The sequence below is a fragment of the Flavitalea sp. genome (genome assembly GCF_035489435.1).
Classification (GTDB): Bacteria; Bacteroidota; Bacteroidia; order Chitinophagales; family Chitinophagaceae; genus DATHKG01.
Genome location: NZ_DATHKG010000129.1, coordinates 1 through 20,195 on the forward strand (window position 1 = coordinate 1; position 20,195 = coordinate 20,195).

Consider the following 20,195-nt stretch of genomic DNA (forward strand, 5'->3'; position numbering starts at 1 on the left):
CGGTGCCTGCGTAATTTCTTATCTATGCTGGAACGCTGCGATCGCAAGACTGGGATCAGGAAGAACGGCTCTGTTTGGAAATCTTATCCCGATATTCAGCACGCTGGAAGCAGTGCTTATACTGGATGAACAAATAATGGGAATCCATATTATCAGCGGCGCACTTGTTATTACCGGTCTGGTGCTGGCTAATATCAGTTCAACAAAACCTGTTTCAGATTTTTCAGCGTTGGAAAGTAAAGCTCTTCCGGCCAAACATCCTTTGAGTACTTCACAAAATAACAATGACAACTGAATTGATACTCTAAAATAACAATGACAACTGAACTGATACTCTTGTGTATCGCAGCTTTCCTTGCAGGATTCGTAGATGCGATAGTTGGCGGCGGTGGGCTTATTCAAACACCGGCGGCACTGGTGTTGCTACCAATGTATCCCGTATCCAACGTAATCGGAACGCTTAAGATTCCAGCCTTTACCGGAACTGCTTTCGCCTCCATACAATATGCCCGCAAAGTGAAGGTTCATCTGAAGTTGCTTCTTATGATGGCCGTTATAGCATTTTGCGCGGCCCTGGTTGGTTCAAAGTTGCTGACTCTTGTTAGCAATCAATTTATGAAACCATTCCTTCTTTGCATATTGATTGCTGTAGCGATCTATACTTATAGCCGTAAAAATTTCGGAACTCATATCGAAAAAAACCTTCCACCAAAAAGGTTGTTTTTATATGCAGCTGTAATCAGTCTTATCATTGGATTTTATGATGGATTTATCGGGCCTGGTGCAGGAAGCTTTCTTATCATCTGTTTTATAGCAGTACTTGGACAGGACTTCCTGAAAGCAAGTGCCCATGCGAAATTTGTGAACCTGGCTACAAACCTGGGATCAATTGTTTTTTTCGTTTACGCCGGGAAGGTGATGTATGCCATTGCAGTGCCCATGGCAATTTGTAATGCAGCGGGTGGCATTGTCGGAGCAAGGCTTGCTATTTTAAAAGGCAACCGGTTCATCAGGGTGTTCTTCCTTATTGTAGTATGTATAACGATATTACGTTTCACCTATGATATTTTCAGATTTTGATGATGCCCCCGGATTCACTGAAATTATTAATTTATCAACTTTCTATTTGTGATTTTTAACATTGTCGACTCCTCTATTCATAATTTTTAACAGTTCAGATTAGGACCGTTCTGCAATTAGCATATTCTTTGTATCGTTATAGACCAAACAATACTAAATTTACCGGGTAAACGCGGGAAAATGGGCGATAATAATTATATCACGGATAATTTTGAATCTAAGAAAAATGCAAAAGCAAGTGGATATACGGCAGTGATCTGTGCCTGTCTGCTGGTCATTTTTCTATTTGTAAAATGGACGCTTCCAACCCAACCGCCGGAACCACCGGAAGAAGGTATCGAAGTGAATCTTGGCAATAGTGATATGGGCCTTGGTGAAGATCAGCCAATGTCGCCCGACCGCCCTGCTCCATCACAGGCAAGACCTGCATACACCCCACCAAAAGCTTCTCCTGCTGTTTCTGAGCCTGTAAAGGATATTGAAACTGACGACAAAGATAAAGACGCACCTGAGATTGTAAAACCCCGCGTTACGAAACCTGATGCAAAAAAAGCACCTGAAAAAGAGATAGTTGAAAAACCGGTTTCAAGACCGGCTCCCGTTACAAATCCAACTCCTCCCGCTCCTAAACCTAAAGCGGTATTTAAAGGTGTAGCCGGCGATGGAAAAGGTGGCAATGAGTCTGATTCCTATAAAAAAGGTGGTAACCAGGGTATAGCTGGTGGTACTGGTGACCAGGGCAAGCCCGGGGGTAATCCGGATTCAAAAAACTATGAAGGTGGTGGTCGCGGCACTGGTGGTGTTTCTATTTCCAGGGGTCTGCAGGGACGTCGCGTTACCGGTGTACCGGCATTTGAGGATGAGTTCAATGAAAATGCAAAGGTTGCCATGGACATTAAAGTAAATGAAAGTGGCAATGTTGTTTCCGCAGAATATCAACCCAGGGGTTCAACCACTTCTGATGCATCAATGAAGGCAATTGCAAAACGTAAGGCTATGCAGGTCCGCTTCAATAGTGGTGAAGCAGAGTCTGTAGGAACAATTGTATTCAACTTTCGCCTGAAAAATTAATCGTGTTCTGCTATTCTTCTCTCATCCTTCATCAGGGTTCATTAGTTTTGTTATAGTATGAATTACGATGAAACGATCAATTACCTCTTTACGCGCCTTCCAATGTATAGCCGTATCGGTGTCAGTGCTTATAAATCTGATCTTACCAATACTTTAGCTCTGTGTGAATACCTTGGCAATCCCCAGGACAAATTAAAATCTGTTCATATTGCGGGAACTAACGGTAAAGGTAGCACGAGCCATATGCTCGCAGCCATTTTGCAATCCGCTGGTTATAGAACCGGCTTGTATACCTCCCCTCATTTAAAAGATTTCAGGGAACGTATCCGCGTTGATGGCGCGATGATTGCCCAGGATTTTGTGATCAGGTTTGTAGAAAAAATAAGGCCGATGATTGATAAACTCGAACCTTCGTTTTTTGAGATCACAGTTGCCATGGCTTTTGAGTATTTTATTGAAAAGGATATAGAGATTGCCATCATCGAAACCGGTCTGGGCGGGCGTCTTGACTCTACAAACATAGTTATCCCATTAGTGTCGGTTATTACAAACATTGGCCTGGATCATATGAATATCCTGGGAAATACCATTGAGAAAATCGCCATTGAAAAAGGTGGGATCATAAAAAAAGGTGTGCCGGTAGTAATAGGAGAAACCGATAAAACAACAGCTTCCATCTTTGAACTCATCGGTGCCGCAAAACAAGCCCCGGTTTTTTTTGCTGACCAGCGCCAGTATGTTGCCGAATGGAAATATGAACACCATAAGCTGATGACGGGTGTAGACAGCCAGCACCATATTGACAGATCTAATTATCTGCTTGACCTTCCAGGCTATTATCAGACAAAAAATTTAATCACCGTATTGGAAACTGTTCACCAGTTGCGGATGCTTGGTTACGAGATAAATGAAACGGCAGCGCAAACCGGTCTTTCACAGGTAAAAACATTGACTGGCCTTCATGGCCGTTGGGATGTAAAACATGAACATCCGATGGTTGTGCTTGATGTTGCGCATAATGAAGATGGGATCAAACAACTCGTGGCACAAATTGAACTCACCGATTATCACCATTTGCATATCATTCTTGGAATGGTAAAAGACAAAGAGATCGAAAAGGTATTGTCGCTTCTTCCTAAAACAGCAAAGTATTATTTTACCAGGGCGCAGATCCCGCGTGCCCTGGATGCTGAACTGCTACAGCAGAAAGCGATGGCAGCTGGCCTTACCGGTGACTGTTATCCTGATGTGAATACAGCATTGAGCAACGCACTGCATCATGCAAACAAGTCCGACCTGGTTCTGATTTGTGGAAGCGTTTTTATTGTTGGAGAGGTTGATATTTAATCAAAGGTCCTTCAACTCACCGAGTTTTCTCAATGCATAGAGCAAGCTTGTTACATGCATACTTTGAGTAAGCTGGTTGGTGCGAAGCAGGTCTTTTACCTCTTCGATAGTAAACAAGTGGACTTCGATATCTTCGTTATCATCTAGTTCCTGGGTCTGTACGAGTTTGCCCCCGGTAGCCAGGTACATATGCATCCAGTTATTGTTGGTAGAAGGATTAGAAGAAGTTTTACCCAGGTATTCATAGTTATCGAATACATAACCGGTTTCTTCCAGCAGTTCACGGGCCACTGCGTCTTTATAGGTGGCGTCTGAATCATCCACACAGCCACCAGGAATCTCCCATCCTACTTCACCCGAGCCATGGCGATATTGTCTTTCCAATATCACCTTCCCTTCAACAGTAAGTGCAACTGCATTCACCCAGGTTGGGAATTCGTATACATAATAAGGACTTACTATTTTACCGTCAGGTCTTTCACAGGTATCATTGCGAACGGTGAACCACAAATCTTTAAATAAATATTCGGATTTCAGCGTTTTCCATTTCAGATCTTTCATTCAACAGTTAATTTAATCACCTTCATTTTAATTTTAATCACCTTCACTTTATTTTGAACCAGCGCGAATTATTTAACCCTGTATATCAATACTATTGGTTTTTATACTTATCATTTATTTTCATCTCTTCATGCACATCTTTGATCAACAGTTCTCAGATCACCAGTTCCGATTTTCCCGCAGGGTCGTAATATGGGCTACATGATGTTTCCCGTGCCAGGCATATGATCCAAGCAGGTACCATAATGTGAGATCCTGTTTTTTTTCGGGATGAAATACTGTCTTTTTAAAATCATCATCGGTCATCGCTTCAAGTATAGCGAACCAGCGAAGATGCAGCGCATGTAATAAGGTTAGTGAAACATTGATAGGAATCGTTTTTGTATCGGCAAGTTCCGCCCACAAGCTTTCTTCATAAGGTTTAATCGTAGGATTGTTCTCCGTTAATCCGAGTTTAAACCGGATATAGGCATTCATATGACTGTCGGCCACATGATGTACTACCTGTCTCACTGTCCATCCGCCATCCCTGTAAGGTGTATCAAGCTGCGCTTCATCCAGGTTCTGAATGCAATATTCAATCAAACCCGGCAAATATTTAATATCACTAAGCCATTGCTTTTTCTGAACATCGGAAAACTCCTTTTCAATATATTTTCCGATTGGATATCTTGGGTCACCGGTTTGTATTGCCATTGTTTTGAGTTATGATTTACGGATCAGCTTTCCGCCCTGAGATCGTGACCAGTCAGATTAATGAATACATCTTCAAGGTTCGCTTTTTTTACTTCCTTTGGTCTTTCAAAACCCGTGGCAACCAGGTTGTCAACAAGTTTGTCAGGAGTATCCATAGCGATGATTTTGCCGGCGTCTATGATTGCCACACGGTCACATAAAACTTCAGCTTCATCCATGTAGTGAGTAGTGATGATAATGGTTGTACCTTGTTTCCGGATATCGGTGATCAGGTCCCATAAATTGCGACGAGCCTGGGGGTCCAGACCGGTTGTAGGTTCATCCAGGAATATGATCCTGGGTTTATTGATTAGTGTGGTAGCTATTGAAAACCGTTGTTTCTGTCCACCACTAAGTTCCTTGTATTTATTTTTTGCCTTGTCTTCAAGGTTTACTGTTTTAAGCAAAGCCATCGGATCCACGCTGTGATTATAGAGACCGCAAAAAAGATGAATCAATTCAACGAGCGAGAGTCCGGGATAAAATCCGGAAGCCTGGAGCTGAACCCCTATCACCTTCTTTATTTCGTTAGGATCTTCGTCAAGATTGAATCCATTTACGGTTACTTCACCCGAAGTTTTCTCCCTGAGTGTCTCGATGATTTCAAGTGTAGTTGATTTGCCCGCCCCGTTTGGTCCTAATAAACCAAAGATTTCGCCTTCATGCACGTCAAAACTTATTCCCTTAACGGCTTCGAACTGACCATATTTTTTTACAAGATTTTTGACCCCGATTATTACCATTGTATCGTTTGAATAATAAAACTAAAAGACACTAACATGCAATTTATCTAAAAAAGACGACACAAATCAGCGTTAATCACGCTTGTATCAGGCCAGGAACGTTTCCAGTTCTTCCATCATCTTTTTACTTCCGATAAATAGCGGGCTGCGCTGATGGATTGATTGGGGTTGAATGTCGAGCGTTCTTGTACTGCCATTAGTGGACTTACCGCCGGCCACCTCCATTATAAAAGCAAATGGATTGCATTCATACATCAACCTTAATTTACCGGAAGGGTGACCGGTAAGTCCGGGATACATAAATATACCACCTTTGATAAGGTTACGGTGCAGATCAGATACCATGCTGCCTGTATAACGTTGAGTATAAGGCCCGCCTTCCTCAGCAGTTTTGCGCTGACAGGCATCGATATAATTTTGTACTCCTTTACTATATTCGAAAAAACTTCCATGATTAACAGAATAAATATTGCCTGCGGGCGGACATTTGAGATCCGGGTGGCTAAGACAAAATTCACCGATTGAAGGATCAAGTGTAAATCCATTGACGCTGCGTCGGGTGGCATAAACAAGCATCGTGGAAGAGCCATAAACAATATAACCCGCAGCTATCTGCTTAATCCCGGGCTGCAGAAAGTCTGACTCATTTGCGAGTTCCCCTTTTTTTGTTACTCTCCGGTAAACGCTGAAAATAGTTCCGATAGCCACATTTACATCAATATTTCCACTACCATCCAGGGGATCAAAGAGGCAGACATATTTTGAGTCTCTATTCACTGCATCATCAAAAGCAACATAGTCGTTCAGCTCTTCACTTACAATACCGGCGCAGCTCACTCCATGCTGCAGTACTCCCATAAACTGGGTGTTTGCGAAAAGATCAAGCTTCTTAACATCCTCTCCCTGAACATTGATGCTGCCTGCTTTGCCTAGTATGTCTACAAGTCCGGCCTTATTCACCTCAACATTAACACGTTTTGAAGCCAGCCCGATATCACGAAGTAATCCACTCAATTCACCGGTGGCATTTGGAAATCCTTTTGTTTGTTGGATGGTAAATTCATCGAGTGTATAGATCTTGCGGTTCAGATTATTCATGTGGTAGTAATTTCTGGCATTAAACAAATGTAATCTTTGAAAGCGATTTGAAGAATTTTACGACATTTACCGACTTATATGAAACGCCCCTGTAAAACCTTTCCGATACACTGGCAAATTGTTCCAGGGCATTCCATACCACAATTAAAAATCAGTTATGACGGTATGAAACGCCCCTGTAAGCCTTTTCGATAAACTGGCGAAATATTGCAGGGCGTTCCATACGACAAATAAAAATAATTATGACCGTATGAAAGTATTCAAATTCGGCGGGGCCAGTGTTAATGGAGTGGAAAAAATACAGCAGGCTGCAGAAATCGTTCGTTCCTATCAGCCCGAAAAATTAATAATCGTTGTTTCGGCGATCGGCAAAACGACAAACGCACTTGAAAAAGTAGCGGAATCCTTTTATGCAGGTAACAGGGATGAGGCGTTGCAGCTATTCAATGCTGTAAAACAAAATCATCTGAACATTGCAAAATTCCTCCTGGTTACCCATTACAATGAAACGCTGAACCGTTTATCTGACTTTTTTACGGAAGTTGAGTGGCTGTTACACGATAAACCGGTTCGTGATTTTGACTATTACTATGACCAGGTGGTTTGTGTAGGCGAATTACTTTCTTCATGCTTATTCAGCGCCTGGTTAAATGAAACCCATATACCTAATCAGTGGCTTGACGTAAGGGATATTATCCGCACCGACAATAGTTTCAGGGATGGAGTAATAAATTGGGAATATACGAATACAAGGGTAAACGAGGATGTATTGCCATTGCTTGAAACGGTTGGCCTTTTAGTTACCCAGGGTTTTATCGGCGCTACTCAGGAAAATGAAAGCACCACACTTGGACGGGAAGGAAGTGATTATTCCGCGGCTGTTTTCGCCAACATGATCAATGCAACTGACTTAACGATATGGAAAGATGTGAAAGGTGTAATGAATGCAGATCCAAAGGCTTTTCCGGACGCACAGGTGTTAAACGAACTGAACTATGATGAAGTAATTGAAATGGCTTATTATGGAGCGCAGGTGATCCATCCAAAAACCATCAAACCACTCCAGAATAAAAATATACCATTGCTGGTTAAATCTTTCCTGGATAAAACCGTTCCCGGAACTGTAATACATAACAGTATGCGTCCTTCACTGCCGCCGATCATTGTTTTGAAGGATATGCAAGTGCTTATGCACCTGCATTCAAATGATTTTTCCTTTGTCGGTGAAAAACTGATAGGTCGTTTATATGATTTGTTTGAAGAGTATAAAATAGAACCAAGGCTTATACAAACCGGGGCCGTTTCTGTACATATCTGCATGGACGACCGGGAGGATAAGATTCAAAAACTTGCCATCGCAGCTTCAGATTATTTTGAAGTACAGGTTGAAAAAAATCTTCGTTTACTCACTATCAGGCACTATCGTGAAGAAGTGCTGGCTCAACTTACGGCAGGAATGACCGTGGTACTTAAACAACAATCACCGGAAACCGTCCAGGTGCTCATGCGTTCATAATCAAAAAGTAATTTAAAACAGATGTTATCCCCCAAAGCTTTTTATAGAGAGAATTTCCAAAAGCATGATGAAGCGCTTAAAAAAATCAATAACCGGCTTCTGCTGACTTCAACGCTCAGGGGAGTATCATTTTTATTGGCCTGCTGGTTTATCTATCAAAGCATCAAACAAACCTCTGGCACCGGCGACCTGGTAGCGGCAGCAATTTGTATTATCCTTTTTATTATAAGCCTTAGGCTGGCTTTGAACTTTCAGGACAAAAAAAGGCTTACCGAAAAACTCCTTTTTATTAACCGGAACGAACTGGCTATGCTAAGTGGTGGTCGAAATGAATTCGATAACGGCGCCGCTTACACCGATCCAAAAAATTATACAGCAGACCTTGATATATTTGGTGCCGGTTCATTGTATGGTATGCTTAACAGGACCACCACCCGGCTTGGCTCTGAATTTTTGAGCGGGGCTCTGCAAAAACCATTGCAGGATGCAGATACAATTGAATCTTACCAGCAAGCTGTAAAGATTATGGCTGACCAGCCTTTACAAAGGCAACTTATTACTGCGCACGGGCTGCTTCACGATGAAAGGGAAGGCACTCTTTATGACATCCGCATGTGGTTAAAGGAGCCCAATAAAATGCTGAATCAGAAATGGCTCCAGTTTGCCCGTTATATTGTACCGGCATTTAACATATGGGCATTTTATCATTTTCTTGACAAGGATGAACTTGGTCCCTTACTCATTGGGCTCGCCATCGCCTGGTCGATTATAGGAATGTTTTCGAAATATATTTTCGGACAACATAAACTGATCACAAAAAAGCAGGCAATACTCGATCAGTATGCAGGGATCCTGAAAATGTTTTCGCACATAGAGCCGGCAAACGCTTCCTTACTCAAAATCGCGGGGAATGAAGCTACCGATGCCGGGACGGGTATTTATCAACTTGCCCGTTTATCATCTTTATTCGACCAGCGACTCAACCTGATCGTATTCGTGGTTTTAAACGGGTTTTTCCTTTACGATATCCAGGTTATGCTAAAACTGGAAGGCTGGAAGTCAATTTACAAAAACAAGTTCGACTCGTGGATCGATATTGTCGGAAGGATTGAATTGCTGAATTCATTGGGCAGCTTCTGTTTTAACAATCCCGGCTATACATTCCCGTTAGTAAGGGATGAAATGGCTATTTTAACAAAAGACATGGCTCATCCCCTGATTCCTCCACGTGTCAATGTGCCAAATTCAATTGAATTCGGCCGCCAGGAAAAACTGATAATCCTGACCGGTTCAAATATGTCTGGTAAAACAACTTTTCTCCGTACTCTTGGAGTTAATCTTGTACTGGCCCAATGTGGTGCGCCGGTGAATGCCAGGGAATTTGTATTCAAGCCGATGATTATCCTTTCTTCCATCCGGGTTGGTGATTCATTGCAGGAAAACACCTCGTATTTCATGGCCGAATTAAAAAAACTGCGGGCTATCATTGATAAGCTTGAAAGCAGTGTTCCTGCCCTTGTACTCATAGATGAAATTCTTCGCGGGACCAATTCGGATGATAAAACCCATGGATCAGAGCAATTCATCAGGAAATTGATCGACTTCAATTGTCTCACCCTGTTTGCAACCCATGATCTTTCGCTTTCTGTGCTTGAGCAGGATCTTCCCGGGCAGGTAGATAATTATTGTTTTGAAAGCACCATAAAAGATGGCGAATTGTTGTTTGATTATACACTCCGGCGCGGTGTTGCCCGTAATAAAAATGCTTCATTCCTTATGAAAAAGATGGGTATCATCCGGGAATAATTTCAATACGATTAAGCGAATTTCAGGTGTTTATGCCTGTCCGTTTTAAGGTCGGAATGCTTATATTTAGTATCTCTCATTCCTCACCTAATTAATCTTATCATGAAACTCCATGCTCTTTTTGTAATCCTGTTTGCTGGTGTTTTCTCAAATATTCTAAATGCCCAACAGGCACTTAAATTTGAACCCGAAAAGCCAAAGCCAGGTGAAAAAATCAGCATCACTTATAATACTACAGGTACAGAACTTTTCGGTGTTGAAAATCCCGAGGCTTTTGTTTACCTGATGGAAGGTGTTGTGCCGGTTGTCAGGGAAATTAAGTTGTTGAAAAAAGGAAATATCTATACCGGTGATTTTACAACCAATGATACTACCAGGGCAATCTTTCTTACTTTTTCAAAAGACGAAAAAAGAGATAACAATAGCGACAAAGGATATTTTACCATGTTATATGCTGCATCGGGAAAACCAGTGCCGGGAGCGATGAAGAGTGTTGGCCAGGGGTATAACGCCTTTGGAGAAATGTGGGGGCTGAGAAGAGATATTGATGCTGCATTAATATGGAACAAAGATGAGCTGGCTGCTGACCCTTCAATCAAACAAAAAAAACCTATACAAGTGGCTGAACTCTTAACTATTTCAAAAGATGAAGCAGACCTTGCCACTATGAAGGAGGCACTCGAAGCCGCTATAAACAGTTCCTCTACTACGGAAGCTGAACTGAATTCTGCCAAAATATATTATGCAAATAAGTTTAAGGATAAAGAAAAGGCAGCGGAAATCGACAGCCTGATAAAAAAACGTTTCCCTGATGGTAATTGGGTGAAAAACGCAAAAGTTGATAAGTTTTATGCTGAAAAGGATGCGGACAAACAGGCGGCACTCTATTTAGAATTAAAGAAAGAATGGACGGGGGGCACAGAAAAAGACAAAAAATTACTGAGTCAGTTTGCATATTCCGTAGCTGCTAAATATGCTAATGTGGGTAATGCTGAAAAGGCAAAAGAATATGCAGCTGACATCACGGATAAGGGTAGCCTGGCTGGTTTGTATAACACTATAGGCTGGAAAGAATCCGGGGAAAGTATTGACGCAAAACCAGGCAATCTTGAAATTGGTAAAGAACTTTCTGCAAAGTCCCTTGAACTTGTAAAGGAAATGATTGCCGAAACTAAAAATAAACCTTCATATGTAACAGAAGCGCAGTACAGAAAAAACATGGAGAGCACATATAATATGTATGCTGATACCTATGCGTTGTTGCTATATCATTCAAAAGAATATCAAAAAGCCTATGATATTCAGAAAAAAGCGGTTGAATCTATAAAAGGAAAAGATGTTTCGATGAATGAGTCGTTTGCCGCATATACAGAAAAGGTAAAGGGTCCAAAAGAAGCACAGACAACACTGGAGGGATTTGTCCGTGATGGCAAGTCTTCGCCAAAAATGAAGGAACAGTTGAAAAGGATTTACCTGGCTCAAAATAATTTTGCTGAATCCTGGACCGGTTATATTGCAGTCCTGGAAGCTGCCAACCTCGAAAAAACAAGGTCAGAGCTTGCCAAGAAGATGATTAATGAATCGGCGCCTGCATTTGTTTTAAAAGATATGCAGGGTAACGAAGTTACTCTTGCTTCCCTGAAGGGTAAAATAGTGGTTGTTGATTTCTGGGCAACCTGGTGTGGCCCTTGTAAGGCATCGTTTCCGGGGATGAAGACGGCTGTAGAAAAATATAAGGAAGACAAAGATGTGAAATTTGTTTTTATTGATACCTGGGAGAACGGCGAAAAAGATGTGGTGAAAATGAACGTGGCCGAGTTCATAGAAAAGAATGCATATCCTTTTCACGTGTTGATGGATATGGACAGCAAAACAGTGGAAGCTTTCAAGGTTGATGGAATTCCCACAAAATTTGTAATCGATACAAACAGCAGGATCAGGTTTAAGTCAGTTGGCTTTGGTGGTTCTACCGACGGCCTGGTGAGCGAGCTGGGAATAATGATTGAAATGGCAAGAGCAGGCGGTTCCGGAGCCAGCAATAAAAAAGCTTTTTAAACAACCCGATTAATAACCATAGACTAATCTGATATGAAAAAAATTATCACAACTATTTTGCTATTCAATATCATGGCTGGATCATTTGCACAGAAGGACAATCCCGAATATGACGAGAAACTGGCTGCATCCCTTGGCGGAGATGATTATGGAATGAAGTCATATATCCTCGTAATCCTGAAAACGGGGAAAAATACAACAAGCGACAAAAAAATAACGGACAGTTTGTTCAGGGGGCATATGGATAATATAAACCGACTGGCGCAGAGCGGGAAGCTGGTAGTTGCAGGTCCATTGGGCAAAAACGACAAAACTTACCGGGGGATATTCATTCTCAATGCAAAAACGGAAGAAGAAGCAACTGCCATGTTACAAATGGATCCTGCAATTAAAGCAAACATATTTGAGACGGAAATATTTACCTGGTATGGCTCTGCAGCCCTGCCCGAATATTTAAAAGCACATTCTAAAATAGAAAAAAAGAAATTTTAATAACGTCTGAGTAAATACGTAATAGGAAGACCGGTTGCTATAATCTGTATTATAACAGATTTAAACAAAGGAAAAAACCTGAACGGCGACTCCGGCGTATTGGAAAGGGGCAATACCACGAAATTCATAAACAGGCAAATCAAAGTGCCGTAAATAATGCCGGCTAACAACCATTGTCTTTTAACCCTTTCATTTTTGGAAAACAACAGGAAGTAAAAAACAACAAATATAAAGGTGATCAAAAAATGTAAAGCAAGCCCGATGATCTCATAATTACCGTCACCCGCAAAAGCTTTTCTATCATAGATTCCACTCGCGATAAATTTGAGCACCATACCGGGTTTACCGCCGGAACTAAGATAGACGTTTAAGAATGCCGCCAGGATATCGAGTACACCGGCAACTATGGTGGCCAGCAGAATATAGTTCAGCGCTTTTTTTGTCATAAAATTTAGTACCGAATCTACGAAACCTGTATCAAAAGATAAAGGGATTATTTTCGGTTGTCCGGCTATCATCTTAAGACAAGACCTGCTGAAGCGTGTTGAACCACAACTTGTTTTTCGCACTGAACATTTTGTAATCAATTACCAGGTAGATCGTCTTACGATGATAGTTTTTATTAAACACGATTCGTAGCGGCTGCCAGAACAATCCGAAATTTTTCACCATTGCCCTTGTAAATACTTCATCAAATCCAAGGTACAGCTGTTCAAATTCATTGTTATTTATATGAAGATTCACATCTCCGACTATCGATAAGCCGCCGGCGGTTAAGATAATTTCACCCTGGTGCGAATGCAAGGGTAGCATTCCCGATACATGAGCAAAGATGTCCCGGGCTGGTTGCCGTTGACTGATCTCGAAGTCATAACTCCAGATCACATTGCCGGTTAATAAGATCTCCATTTCTAACAGTTCATGAAGATCAAAGATATTCAAATCATCGGCTTACCGCTTCAACATCTTCAGCCAATGCCTTTTCGGTTATGTATGCCATCAGCTGCGTAGCTGAATGTATTGTGGGTGCTGCCAACGGATCTTTAAATAAAATATCAATGGGACCTTCACCAAAATATAAACCATCTGAAACCAGGAAGGTAAGACGCACATTACCTTTCGCCGGTTGTGGCCTTCTGGGTTTATCCCAGGGTCCGATTTTGGCAATCACTTCTTCACCGTTTTGGAAAAGCGCATTGGTTATCTCATTTGCTTTCTGATCTGTTGATGTTTCCCATACCAATACTTTACCCGTATGATTGATATACCGTGCCGTTCCATTTTGAAATGAAGCTAAAACATCAAGGCCGTTGTCAAGACCAACTTCTATTATCACAGCAAGCAGCTCCTGGAATGCGGGTTTTTGACCTGCCATGTTTAGCCTGTTGCACGCGAGTATCCTAACCCTCGGATCTGAAGTATCGTCGTTAATAATCTCCTGCAGATCATTAACAGAGCTATAAGGAGCAAACAAAACGTCAAACGGGTATTGATAAGGTGTTGTGATCTTTGCCTTGTACAAATCCATATTATCACAAAAAAGTAACTGATAGATAATATTGGTTGATTCATCCTTGTAAGGTCCGGTAATAGCTTTTGTCATCATATATTTTTTTATAAAGATGAAAATATTAATCGACCAGAACCGGTTACTATTAGCGTTCTTACGAATCCAGGTTGTACTAAGCAATATTATTGAGTGGACGTCAAACGCAAAAAGCTGCCCCTTTCGGAACAGCTTTCTGAAAAATTAAATCAAGATTTATTATTTCACTTCTTCAAATTACTTCACTTCTTCAGATTACTTCACTTCTTCAAATTCAGCATCAGTTACATTCTCTGATCCGGAACCTTGCTGGTTGCCGGCACCTGGACCTTCAGGTCCTTGCTGACCACCCTGGGCACCACCTGCACCAGCTGACTGAGCTTTGTATATCTCTTCAGAGGCTGCTGTCCAGGCTGTATTCATCTCTGCGGTTGCTGCGTCGATGGCTGCCAGATCCTGTGATTTATGGGCTTCCTTAAGTTTTCCAAGTGCTGCTTCGATAGGTTGTTTTTTATCTGCAGGAATCTTGTCTCCGTATTCCTTAATTTGTTTTTCTGTCTGGAAGATTAATCCATCGGCCTGGTTGATTTTTTCAACGCGCTCACGTGCTTCTTTATCCTGTGATTCATTGGCACGGGCTTCCGCCTTCATCTTTTCAACTTCTTCTTTGCTTAAACCGCTACCAGCTTCAATACGAATCTTCTGTTCTTTACCAGTTCCTTTATCTTTTGCAGTAACATGAAGAATACCGTTCGCATCGATGTCAAAAATTACTTCGATCTGAGGTACACCGCGCGGAGCAGGTGGAATATCGGCCAGGTTAAATTTACCAAGGCTCTTATTCTGATTAGACATCGGCCTTTCGCCCTGCAGAACATGTATTTCAACACCAGGTTGATTATCACTTGCAGTAGAGAAAGTTTCAGATTTCTTGGTAGGGATAGTTGTGTTTGAATCGATCAAACGGGTCATTACACCACCATAAGTTTCGATACCCAGGCTCAATGGTGTTACGTCAAGTAAAAGAACATCTTTTACTTCACCGGTTAACACTGCACCCTGGATAGCGGCACCTACTGCAACAACTTCATCCGGGTTAACGCTCTTGTTGGGTTTGCGTTTAAAGAAACTCTCAACAAGTTCCTGGACCTTGGGGATACGTGTGCTACCACCAACCAATATTACTTCATCGATCTGTGAAACATTCAGGCCTGCATCTTTTAATGCCTGCTCACATGGTTTAAGACATCTTTCGAACAAATTATCGGAAAGCTGTTCAAATTTCGCACGTGTCAGTTTTTTAACAAGGTGCTTTGGAACACCGTCAATAGCTGTTATATAAGGTAAGTTGATTTCAGTTTCGCTGGAAGAAGATAGTTCAACCTTTGCTTTCTCTGAAGCTTCCTTCAAACGTTGAAGAGCCATCGGATCTTTGCGGAGATCTACATTTTCTTCTTTTTTAAACTCATCTGCCAGCCAGTCCATCACCACCTTATCAAAATCATCACCACCAAGGTGCGTATCACCGTTAGTAGCTTTTACTTCGAAAACACCATCACCCAACTCAAGGACAGAGATATCAAATGTACCACCACCAAGGTCAAATACCGCGATCTTATGATCTTTGCCACCCTTGTCCAGGCCATAGGCCAGAGCAGCTGCTGTTGGTTCATTTACTATACGACGTACATTTAAACCAGCTATTTCACCCGCTTCTTTTGTAGCCTGGCGCTGAGCGTCATTGAAATATGCGGGAACAGTAATTACAGCGTCGGTAACTTCCTGTCCCAGGTAATCTTCTGCAGTTTTCTTCATTTTCTGAAGGATCATTGCAGATAGCTCCTGTGGAGTATACATTCTGCCATCTATGTCAACACGAACGGTATTATTGTCACCTTTTACTACCTTATAGCTCCAGTGACTGATTTCGTTCGTGACCTCGTCGTAACGACGACCCATAAAACGTTTAACAGAGGTAATAGTGTTCATTGGATTTGTAATAGCCTGACGTTTTGCAGGATCCCCTACCTTGCGTTCGCCATTTTTCAAGAATGCTACTACCGACGGGGTTGTTCTGCGACCCTCTTCGTTTGCAATAACAACCGGCTCATTGCCTTCCATGACCGCTACGCAACTGTTGGTTGTTCCCAGGTCAATACCTATTATTTTTCCCATAATTAATTAAATTTAATGTTCGGTTAATTTAGTCAATGATTGTGCCATCCGCTTCCGAATGTAAAAATGGCAGTAACCGGACAGGGAAGGCATGACACGTTGAAAATGAAGGCTAAACAGCCTGATTTTTACTGAGAACCCTGTGGTTTTGCCACCTTAAAAGTAAATTTCTTCTGGGTGAGATAACTGAAGGTTACCACGATAATTGTAGTGAGCAGCTTTGCTATGGTAGGATAGATTGCGAACTTCTCCACGAACAACTTGATAAAAACATAGTTAAGGGCAATGCAGGCCATCACCAGCAAAAAATACCTGACCAGCTGGATTCTGCCACGTAAAGTGGAACCCGTAAATACTACGTTACGGTTAAGATAAAACCCGGTAGGAAAGCTCACAATAAAAGCAATAATGAAAGCCGCGATATAAGGACTTACCGCGCCAACAGGCGTGTGTACAATTTGCTTATCGAGGATAAAATTGTAGCTAATGAAATAAATCAAAATATCCAGTATTGTATTTCCACCACCGCAGGCAATATAACGGAAGGTTTGCAGGGGCACCAGGCGCCGGAAAGGTGGATAAAAAAAATCAATTATGTCGATGATCCATTTCTTCATGGTCTGCCTTTTCGAGGCCGCAAAGTTAGAAGTTAATGGCTAAGTGGCCAATTCATTCACCTATCACTGCTTCCGTTTGTTAAAACACCTCCTGTTATTTATGCCTTTTTTGACTATGGTCAAGAAATATGCGCTTTTGGCGCGGGTTCACAAAATTCCTGCATATTTGACGTGGTTTTAACCCCCAAACTGAACAGAAGGCTGCTCATAATATGAGCAGCTTTTTGATTTATGTCCCAATACAGTGATTTATATCCTAATACAGTGCATTGTGTTATTTTTGCCCCCTAATAGAAATGTATGGGAATTGTTACGCAAATACAGGATGCGGTCAGCCAGGAATTAAGATCATTATACAATGCGGAAATAGTCAGCAGCGCCATCCAGGTTAATGAAACAAACCCTGAATTTGAAGGCGAATTCACTGTGGTACTATTTTCTATGCTGAAGCCATTAAAAAAATCGCCGGACGCCCTCGGAAATGAATTAGGAAACAGGCTTTTGACCGGCTATCCCCAATTGTTTTCGGGTTTTAATCTGATTAAAGGATTTTTAAATCTTTCAATATCCGATAGCTATTGGCTGGATTTCCTTTCCAGTTCTTACAATGATCCTTTGTTTGGTCGTCAACCGAATAATGGTCAACGGGTAATGATTGAATATTCCTCTCCAAACACAAACAAACCACTTCATCTTGGTCATCTGCGGAATAATTTTTTGGGTTGGAGCATCGCGGAGATTTATAAAGCCAATGGCTTCGATGTGGTAAAGACTTCTATCGTAAACGATCGCGGTATACATATCTGCAAATCGATGCTTGCCTGGCAGAAATTTGGAAACGGAGCCACCCCGGAAACCGCAGGCCTTAAAGGTGATCATCTTGTGGGCGATTTTTATGTAATGTTTGAAAACGAACTGAAACAACAGACCGTGCCGGTTCTTGCAAACATTATGCAGAAAAGCTTTGATGAATTTTCTGAAGAGGAAGTGACAAAATTAAGGGCATTTATTACCAGGCTCGATGATCCCCGGACAGAAGATTCAAAAAAAGCCGAGTTACATGATGAAATCAGGGAAATTGCAAGGAACCATACTCCTGTTATGAAGGAGGTGAGAGAGATGCTATTGCGTTGGGAAGATGGAGATCCGGAAACAATGGCGCTCTGGAACAGAATGAACAGCTGGGTTTATGATGGCTTTGCAGTTACTTATAAAAGAATAGGCAGTGATTTTGACAAAATTTATTACGAAAGCAATACTTACCTGCTCGGAAAAGATCTTGTAGACCAGGGATTAAAAGATGGTGTTTTTTTTCAAAAAGAAGATGGCAGTGTCTGGATCGATCTGACTGCAGATGGCCTCGATCAGAAAATAGTCCGGAGACGCGACGGCACTTCAGTATATATTACCCAGGATATTGGCCTTGCTGTGCACAAGTACAATGAATACAAAGCCGGCCAAAGTATCTATGTTGTCGGTGACGAACAAAATTATCATTTCAAGGTGCTCAAACTTATTTGTCAGAAGCTTGGCTTGCCTTCTTCCGACCAGATTTATCACCTCAGCTATGGGATGGTTGAATTACCAACGGGTAAGATGAAAAGCCGTGAAGGGACGGTGGTGGATGCAGATGACCTGGTAGATGAAATGATCAGGATCGCGAAAGCAAAAACAGAAGAATTAGGAAAGACCGCAGATTTTGATGAAACACAACTCGCGGAACTTTTTGATACCATTGGTCTCGGTGCCCTCAAATTCTTTCTTTTGAGAGTAGATCCCAAAAAGAGAATGGTGTTTAACCCGGAAGAATCAATCGAGTTCCATGGTTTTACAGGACCTTTTATTCAATACAGTTATGCCCGCACAAAATCAATCCTGAGAAGGGAACTTCCCACAGGGAATTTTACAGCTAAGGATCTGCTACCCCTCGAGAAGGCATTGGTGGTAGAATTCGAAAAGTATCCTTCAATTCTGCAGCAGGCACAGGTTGAAATGAATCCCTCAGCATTGGCTACCTATGTATTCAAGTTGGCCCAAACCTTCAATAGTTTTGTGACCGTTCATAAAGTGCTGACCGCGGAAACACCAGAGAAAAAAGAACTGAGGCTACAACTTTCACAAATGACTGTGAATGTAATACAATCAGCTCTGGGTATACTTGGTATTCATGTTCCCGAAAGGATGTAACTAGTTAAAAGATCTACATTTTCTTTTCGGTCTTAAGAGACTTCAATGAAGGATCCATTGCAATAGCCCTGTCACAAAGTTGTGTGCCTTTAGAAGTTTCGCCAGACTTCTGATAAGCCATGCCTATCATATAAAGCGGGCGGGCATTGGTTTTATCGATTGTAAGCACCTGGTCCCAATATTCTATAGCTTCTTTGTATTTTCCATTACGGTAATAAGCTTCAGCAATGTTATAGATCAATTCCTGGTCAGCAGGTTTTTTCACCAGTACCTCTTTATAAAATTCCAGGCCCTTTTCAAAGTTTCCGGCATTCATATGGGCGTTGCCGAGGTTCTCGAGGTAGTCATTTGATCTTGGATGCCCCTTTGCTCCTGCTTTTTCAAACCAATAAATGGCTTTTTTGTCGTCCGGAACTGCATAATAAGTAAGACCGGCTTCATACATCCAGTTAGCACGGCTTGAGTCGATTGCAAGCGCCTGTTCAAAACATCCTGCAGCTCTTTTGTAATTACTCATTTCAATAAAACATCTGCCGGCTATATAAGGAACTTCAGCTCGTTTGGGATCCTCTTTAAATGCCTTCTCACAATATTTTAATGCTTCACCGAAATTATCCTGTTCATAAAAGCTTTTCGCAATAACAAAGCTTACAGGTTTGTCCGATTTTAATTGCTGTAATTTCTGGGCATATTTCACGGCATCCGGCCATTGTCTTAAGCTAAGTGATAGTTCTGCCAGCTGAAATATTAGTTCCTGGTTTTCAGGTGCGGCAATATCCGCTTTAATCAATTGAGCCTTGGCTTCACTGTACCTGTTTTGGGAAAGATATGAAGCGGCCAGGGCAGTCAGAATATTTGCCTGGTTTGGCTTGAACTGATCAGCTTTTAGAAAACTTTTTTCGGCTTCACGAAATTTCCGGGCCGCCTGAAATTCGGTGCCTTTCTGGAAATAATACGACGAACTGTCGGACGATTGGCTTATAGCCGACAAACTTGCTGATGTTATCGCAAGGGTAAATAAAAGATTTTTACGCATAGGATGGACTTGTAAAATGGTTTACAGATACTGTCTAAAACGCAAACCCACAACCCTTCATTGTGCACCAACACCAGACTTTATTCACAGTCCGGGTTAAAATTTTAAAGAAATTCGCCTAATCCGGAAC

At 41.7% G+C, this 20,195-nt stretch carries 19 protein-coding genes; 9 read left to right on the forward strand and 10 right to left on the reverse strand.

The genetic code is table 11. The annotated features are described in order from the left end of the window. From VK664_RS20235 to VK664_RS20250, 4 genes are all read left to right on the forward strand, one after another. On the forward strand, positions 1-295 hold a 295-nt coding region (locus VK664_RS20235; protein ID WP_461400517.1), incomplete at its 5' end, for an EamA family transporter. Positions 296-315: 20 nt separating this feature from the next. Then, on the forward strand, positions 316-1,080 hold the full coding sequence (locus tag VK664_RS20240) for a sulfite exporter TauE/SafE family protein (protein WP_461400518.1): 765 nt from the start codon (positions 316-318) through the stop codon (positions 1,078-1,080). A 180-nt stretch (positions 1,081-1,260) separates the two neighbouring features. After that, positions 1,261-2,151 carry a hypothetical protein gene (locus VK664_RS20245; protein ID WP_461400519.1) on the forward strand — a complete coding sequence of 297 codons (891 nt, stop codon included), beginning with the start codon at positions 1,261-1,263 and terminating at the stop codon, positions 2,149-2,151. Positions 2,152-2,208: 57 nt separating this feature from the next. After that, entirely contained in the window at positions 2,209-3,498 is a 1,290-nt protein-coding gene (locus tag VK664_RS20250; RefSeq protein WP_461400520.1) for a bifunctional folylpolyglutamate synthase/dihydrofolate synthase, read from the forward strand. On the opposite strand, the gene VK664_RS20255 is transcribed toward VK664_RS20250, so the two are convergent. From VK664_RS20255 to fbp, 4 genes are all read right to left on the reverse strand, one after another. Beyond that, positions 3,499-4,059 carry an NUDIX hydrolase gene (locus VK664_RS20255; RefSeq protein ID WP_461400521.1) on the reverse strand — a complete coding sequence of 187 codons (561 nt, stop codon included), beginning with the start codon at positions 4,057-4,059 and terminating at the stop codon, positions 3,499-3,501. Between the two features lie 159 nt (positions 4,060-4,218). Next, positions 4,219-4,755: a YfiT family bacillithiol transferase gene (locus tag VK664_RS20260; protein ID WP_461400522.1), complete on the reverse strand. Its 537-nt coding sequence runs from the start codon at positions 4,753-4,755 to the stop codon at positions 4,219-4,221. A gap of 23 nt (positions 4,756-4,778) precedes the next feature. Then, positions 4,779-5,537, reverse strand: a complete 759-nt coding sequence (locus tag VK664_RS20265) for an ABC transporter ATP-binding protein (protein WP_461400523.1) — start codon at positions 5,535-5,537, stop codon at positions 4,779-4,781. Between the two features lie 87 nt (positions 5,538-5,624). Continuing rightward, positions 5,625-6,635 carry a class 1 fructose-bisphosphatase gene (gene fbp, locus VK664_RS20270; protein WP_461400524.1) on the reverse strand — a complete coding sequence of 337 codons (1,011 nt, stop codon included), beginning with the start codon at positions 6,633-6,635 and terminating at the stop codon, positions 5,625-5,627. Between the two features lie 250 nt (positions 6,636-6,885). On the opposite strand from fbp, the gene VK664_RS20275 reads away from it, so the two are divergent. From VK664_RS20275 to VK664_RS20290, 4 genes are all read left to right on the forward strand, one after another. Beyond that, the gene (locus VK664_RS20275) at positions 6,886-8,151 is read left to right on the forward strand and encodes an aspartate kinase (RefSeq protein ID WP_461400525.1); all 1,266 of its coding nucleotides are present in this window, start codon (positions 6,886-6,888) and stop codon (positions 8,149-8,151) included. Between the two features lie 21 nt (positions 8,152-8,172). Further along, a complete protein-coding gene (locus VK664_RS20280) occupies positions 8,173-9,957 on the forward strand; it encodes a MutS-related protein (protein ID WP_461400526.1) in 1,785 nt (594 codons plus the stop codon). Between the two features lie 102 nt (positions 9,958-10,059). Next, entirely contained in the window at positions 10,060-12,012 is a 1,953-nt protein-coding gene (locus VK664_RS20285; protein WP_461400527.1) for a TlpA family protein disulfide reductase, read from the forward strand. Between the two features lie 33 nt (positions 12,013-12,045). Next, complete coding sequence (locus VK664_RS20290) at positions 12,046-12,504, forward strand: YciI family protein (protein WP_461400528.1); 459 nt, start codon at positions 12,046-12,048, stop codon at positions 12,502-12,504. Here VK664_RS20290 and VK664_RS20295 read toward each other — a convergent pair. From VK664_RS20295 to VK664_RS20315, 5 genes are all read right to left on the reverse strand, one after another. Next, a complete protein-coding gene (locus VK664_RS20295) occupies positions 12,501-12,950 on the reverse strand; it encodes a hypothetical protein (protein WP_461400529.1) in 450 nt (149 codons plus the stop codon). The genes VK664_RS20290 and VK664_RS20295 overlap by 4 nt on opposite strands. Positions 12,951-13,023: 73 nt before the next feature. Next, positions 13,024-13,413 (reverse strand): hypothetical protein, encoded by a 390-nt coding sequence (locus tag VK664_RS20300; protein ID WP_461400530.1) that lies wholly within the window; start codon positions 13,411-13,413, stop codon positions 13,024-13,026. Positions 13,414-13,447: 34 nt separating this feature from the next. After that, positions 13,448-14,110, reverse strand: a complete 663-nt coding sequence (locus tag VK664_RS20305; RefSeq protein ID WP_461400531.1) for a hypothetical protein — start codon at positions 14,108-14,110, stop codon at positions 13,448-13,450. A gap of 195 nt (positions 14,111-14,305) precedes the next feature. Then, a complete protein-coding gene (gene dnaK, locus VK664_RS20310; RefSeq protein ID WP_461400532.1) occupies positions 14,306-16,225 on the reverse strand; it encodes a molecular chaperone DnaK in 1,920 nt (639 codons plus the stop codon). A gap of 128 nt (positions 16,226-16,353) precedes the next feature. Continuing rightward, positions 16,354-16,842 (reverse strand): GtrA family protein, encoded by a 489-nt coding sequence (locus tag VK664_RS20315; RefSeq protein ID WP_461400533.1) that lies wholly within the window; start codon positions 16,840-16,842, stop codon positions 16,354-16,356. Between the two features lie 300 nt (positions 16,843-17,142). Here VK664_RS20315 and argS point away from each other — a divergent pair, with 300 nt between their 5' ends. Further along, complete coding sequence (gene argS / locus VK664_RS20320) at positions 17,143-19,029, forward strand: arginine--tRNA ligase (protein WP_461400534.1); 1,887 nt, start codon at positions 17,143-17,145, stop codon at positions 19,027-19,029. 13 nt (positions 19,030-19,042) lie between these two features. On the opposite strand, the gene VK664_RS20325 is transcribed toward argS, so the two are convergent. Beyond that, on the reverse strand, positions 19,043-20,065 hold the full coding sequence (locus VK664_RS20325; RefSeq protein WP_461400535.1) for a tetratricopeptide repeat protein: 1,023 nt from the start codon (positions 20,063-20,065) through the stop codon (positions 19,043-19,045). Between the last annotated feature and the right edge of the window lie 130 nt (positions 20,066-20,195).

What these genes read in the sequence shown, in the direction of transcription:
- fbp (WP_461400524.1), bottom strand. Translation starts at nt 6,635, where the DNA reads ATGAATAATCTGAACCGCAAGATCTATACACTCGATGAATTTACCATC.
- VK664_RS20300 (WP_461400530.1), bottom strand. Translation starts at nt 13,413, where the DNA reads ATGGAGATCTTATTAACCGGCAATGTGATCTGGAGTTATGACTTCGAG.
- VK664_RS20240 (WP_461400518.1), top strand. Translation starts at nt 316, where the DNA reads ATGACAACTGAACTGATACTCTTGTGTATCGCAGCTTTCCTTGCAGGA.
- VK664_RS20275 (WP_461400525.1), top strand. Translation starts at nt 6,886, where the DNA reads ATGAAAGTATTCAAATTCGGCGGGGCCAGTGTTAATGGAGTGGAAAAA.
- VK664_RS20245 (WP_461400519.1), top strand. Translation starts at nt 1,261, where the DNA reads ATGGGCGATAATAATTATATCACGGATAATTTTGAATCTAAGAAAAAT.
- VK664_RS20265 (WP_461400523.1), bottom strand. Translation starts at nt 5,537, where the DNA reads ATGGTAATAATCGGGGTCAAAAATCTTGTAAAAAAATATGGTCAGTTC.
- VK664_RS20325 (WP_461400535.1), bottom strand. Translation starts at nt 20,065, where the DNA reads ATGCGTAAAAATCTTTTATTTACCCTTGCGATAACATCAGCAAGTTTG.
- argS (WP_461400534.1), top strand. Translation starts at nt 17,143, where the DNA reads ATGGGAATTGTTACGCAAATACAGGATGCGGTCAGCCAGGAATTAAGA.
- VK664_RS20295 (WP_461400529.1), bottom strand. Translation starts at nt 12,950, where the DNA reads ATGACAAAAAAAGCGCTGAACTATATTCTGCTGGCCACCATAGTTGCC.
- dnaK (WP_461400532.1), bottom strand. Translation starts at nt 16,225, where the DNA reads ATGGGAAAAATAATAGGTATTGACCTGGGAACAACCAACAGTTGCGTA.
- VK664_RS20260 (WP_461400522.1), bottom strand. Translation starts at nt 4,755, where the DNA reads ATGGCAATACAAACCGGTGACCCAAGATATCCAATCGGAAAATATATT.
- VK664_RS20315 (WP_461400533.1), bottom strand. Translation starts at nt 16,842, where the DNA reads ATGAAGAAATGGATCATCGACATAATTGATTTTTTTTATCCACCTTTC.
- VK664_RS20280 (WP_461400526.1), top strand. Translation starts at nt 8,173, where the DNA reads ATGTTATCCCCCAAAGCTTTTTATAGAGAGAATTTCCAAAAGCATGAT.
- VK664_RS20250 (WP_461400520.1), top strand. Translation starts at nt 2,209, where the DNA reads ATGAATTACGATGAAACGATCAATTACCTCTTTACGCGCCTTCCAATG.
- VK664_RS20285 (WP_461400527.1), top strand. Translation starts at nt 10,060, where the DNA reads ATGAAACTCCATGCTCTTTTTGTAATCCTGTTTGCTGGTGTTTTCTCA.
- VK664_RS20290 (WP_461400528.1), top strand. Translation starts at nt 12,046, where the DNA reads ATGAAAAAAATTATCACAACTATTTTGCTATTCAATATCATGGCTGGA.
- VK664_RS20305 (WP_461400531.1), bottom strand. Translation starts at nt 14,110, where the DNA reads ATGATGACAAAAGCTATTACCGGACCTTACAAGGATGAATCAACCAAT.
- VK664_RS20255 (WP_461400521.1), bottom strand. Translation starts at nt 4,059, where the DNA reads ATGAAAGATCTGAAATGGAAAACGCTGAAATCCGAATATTTATTTAAA.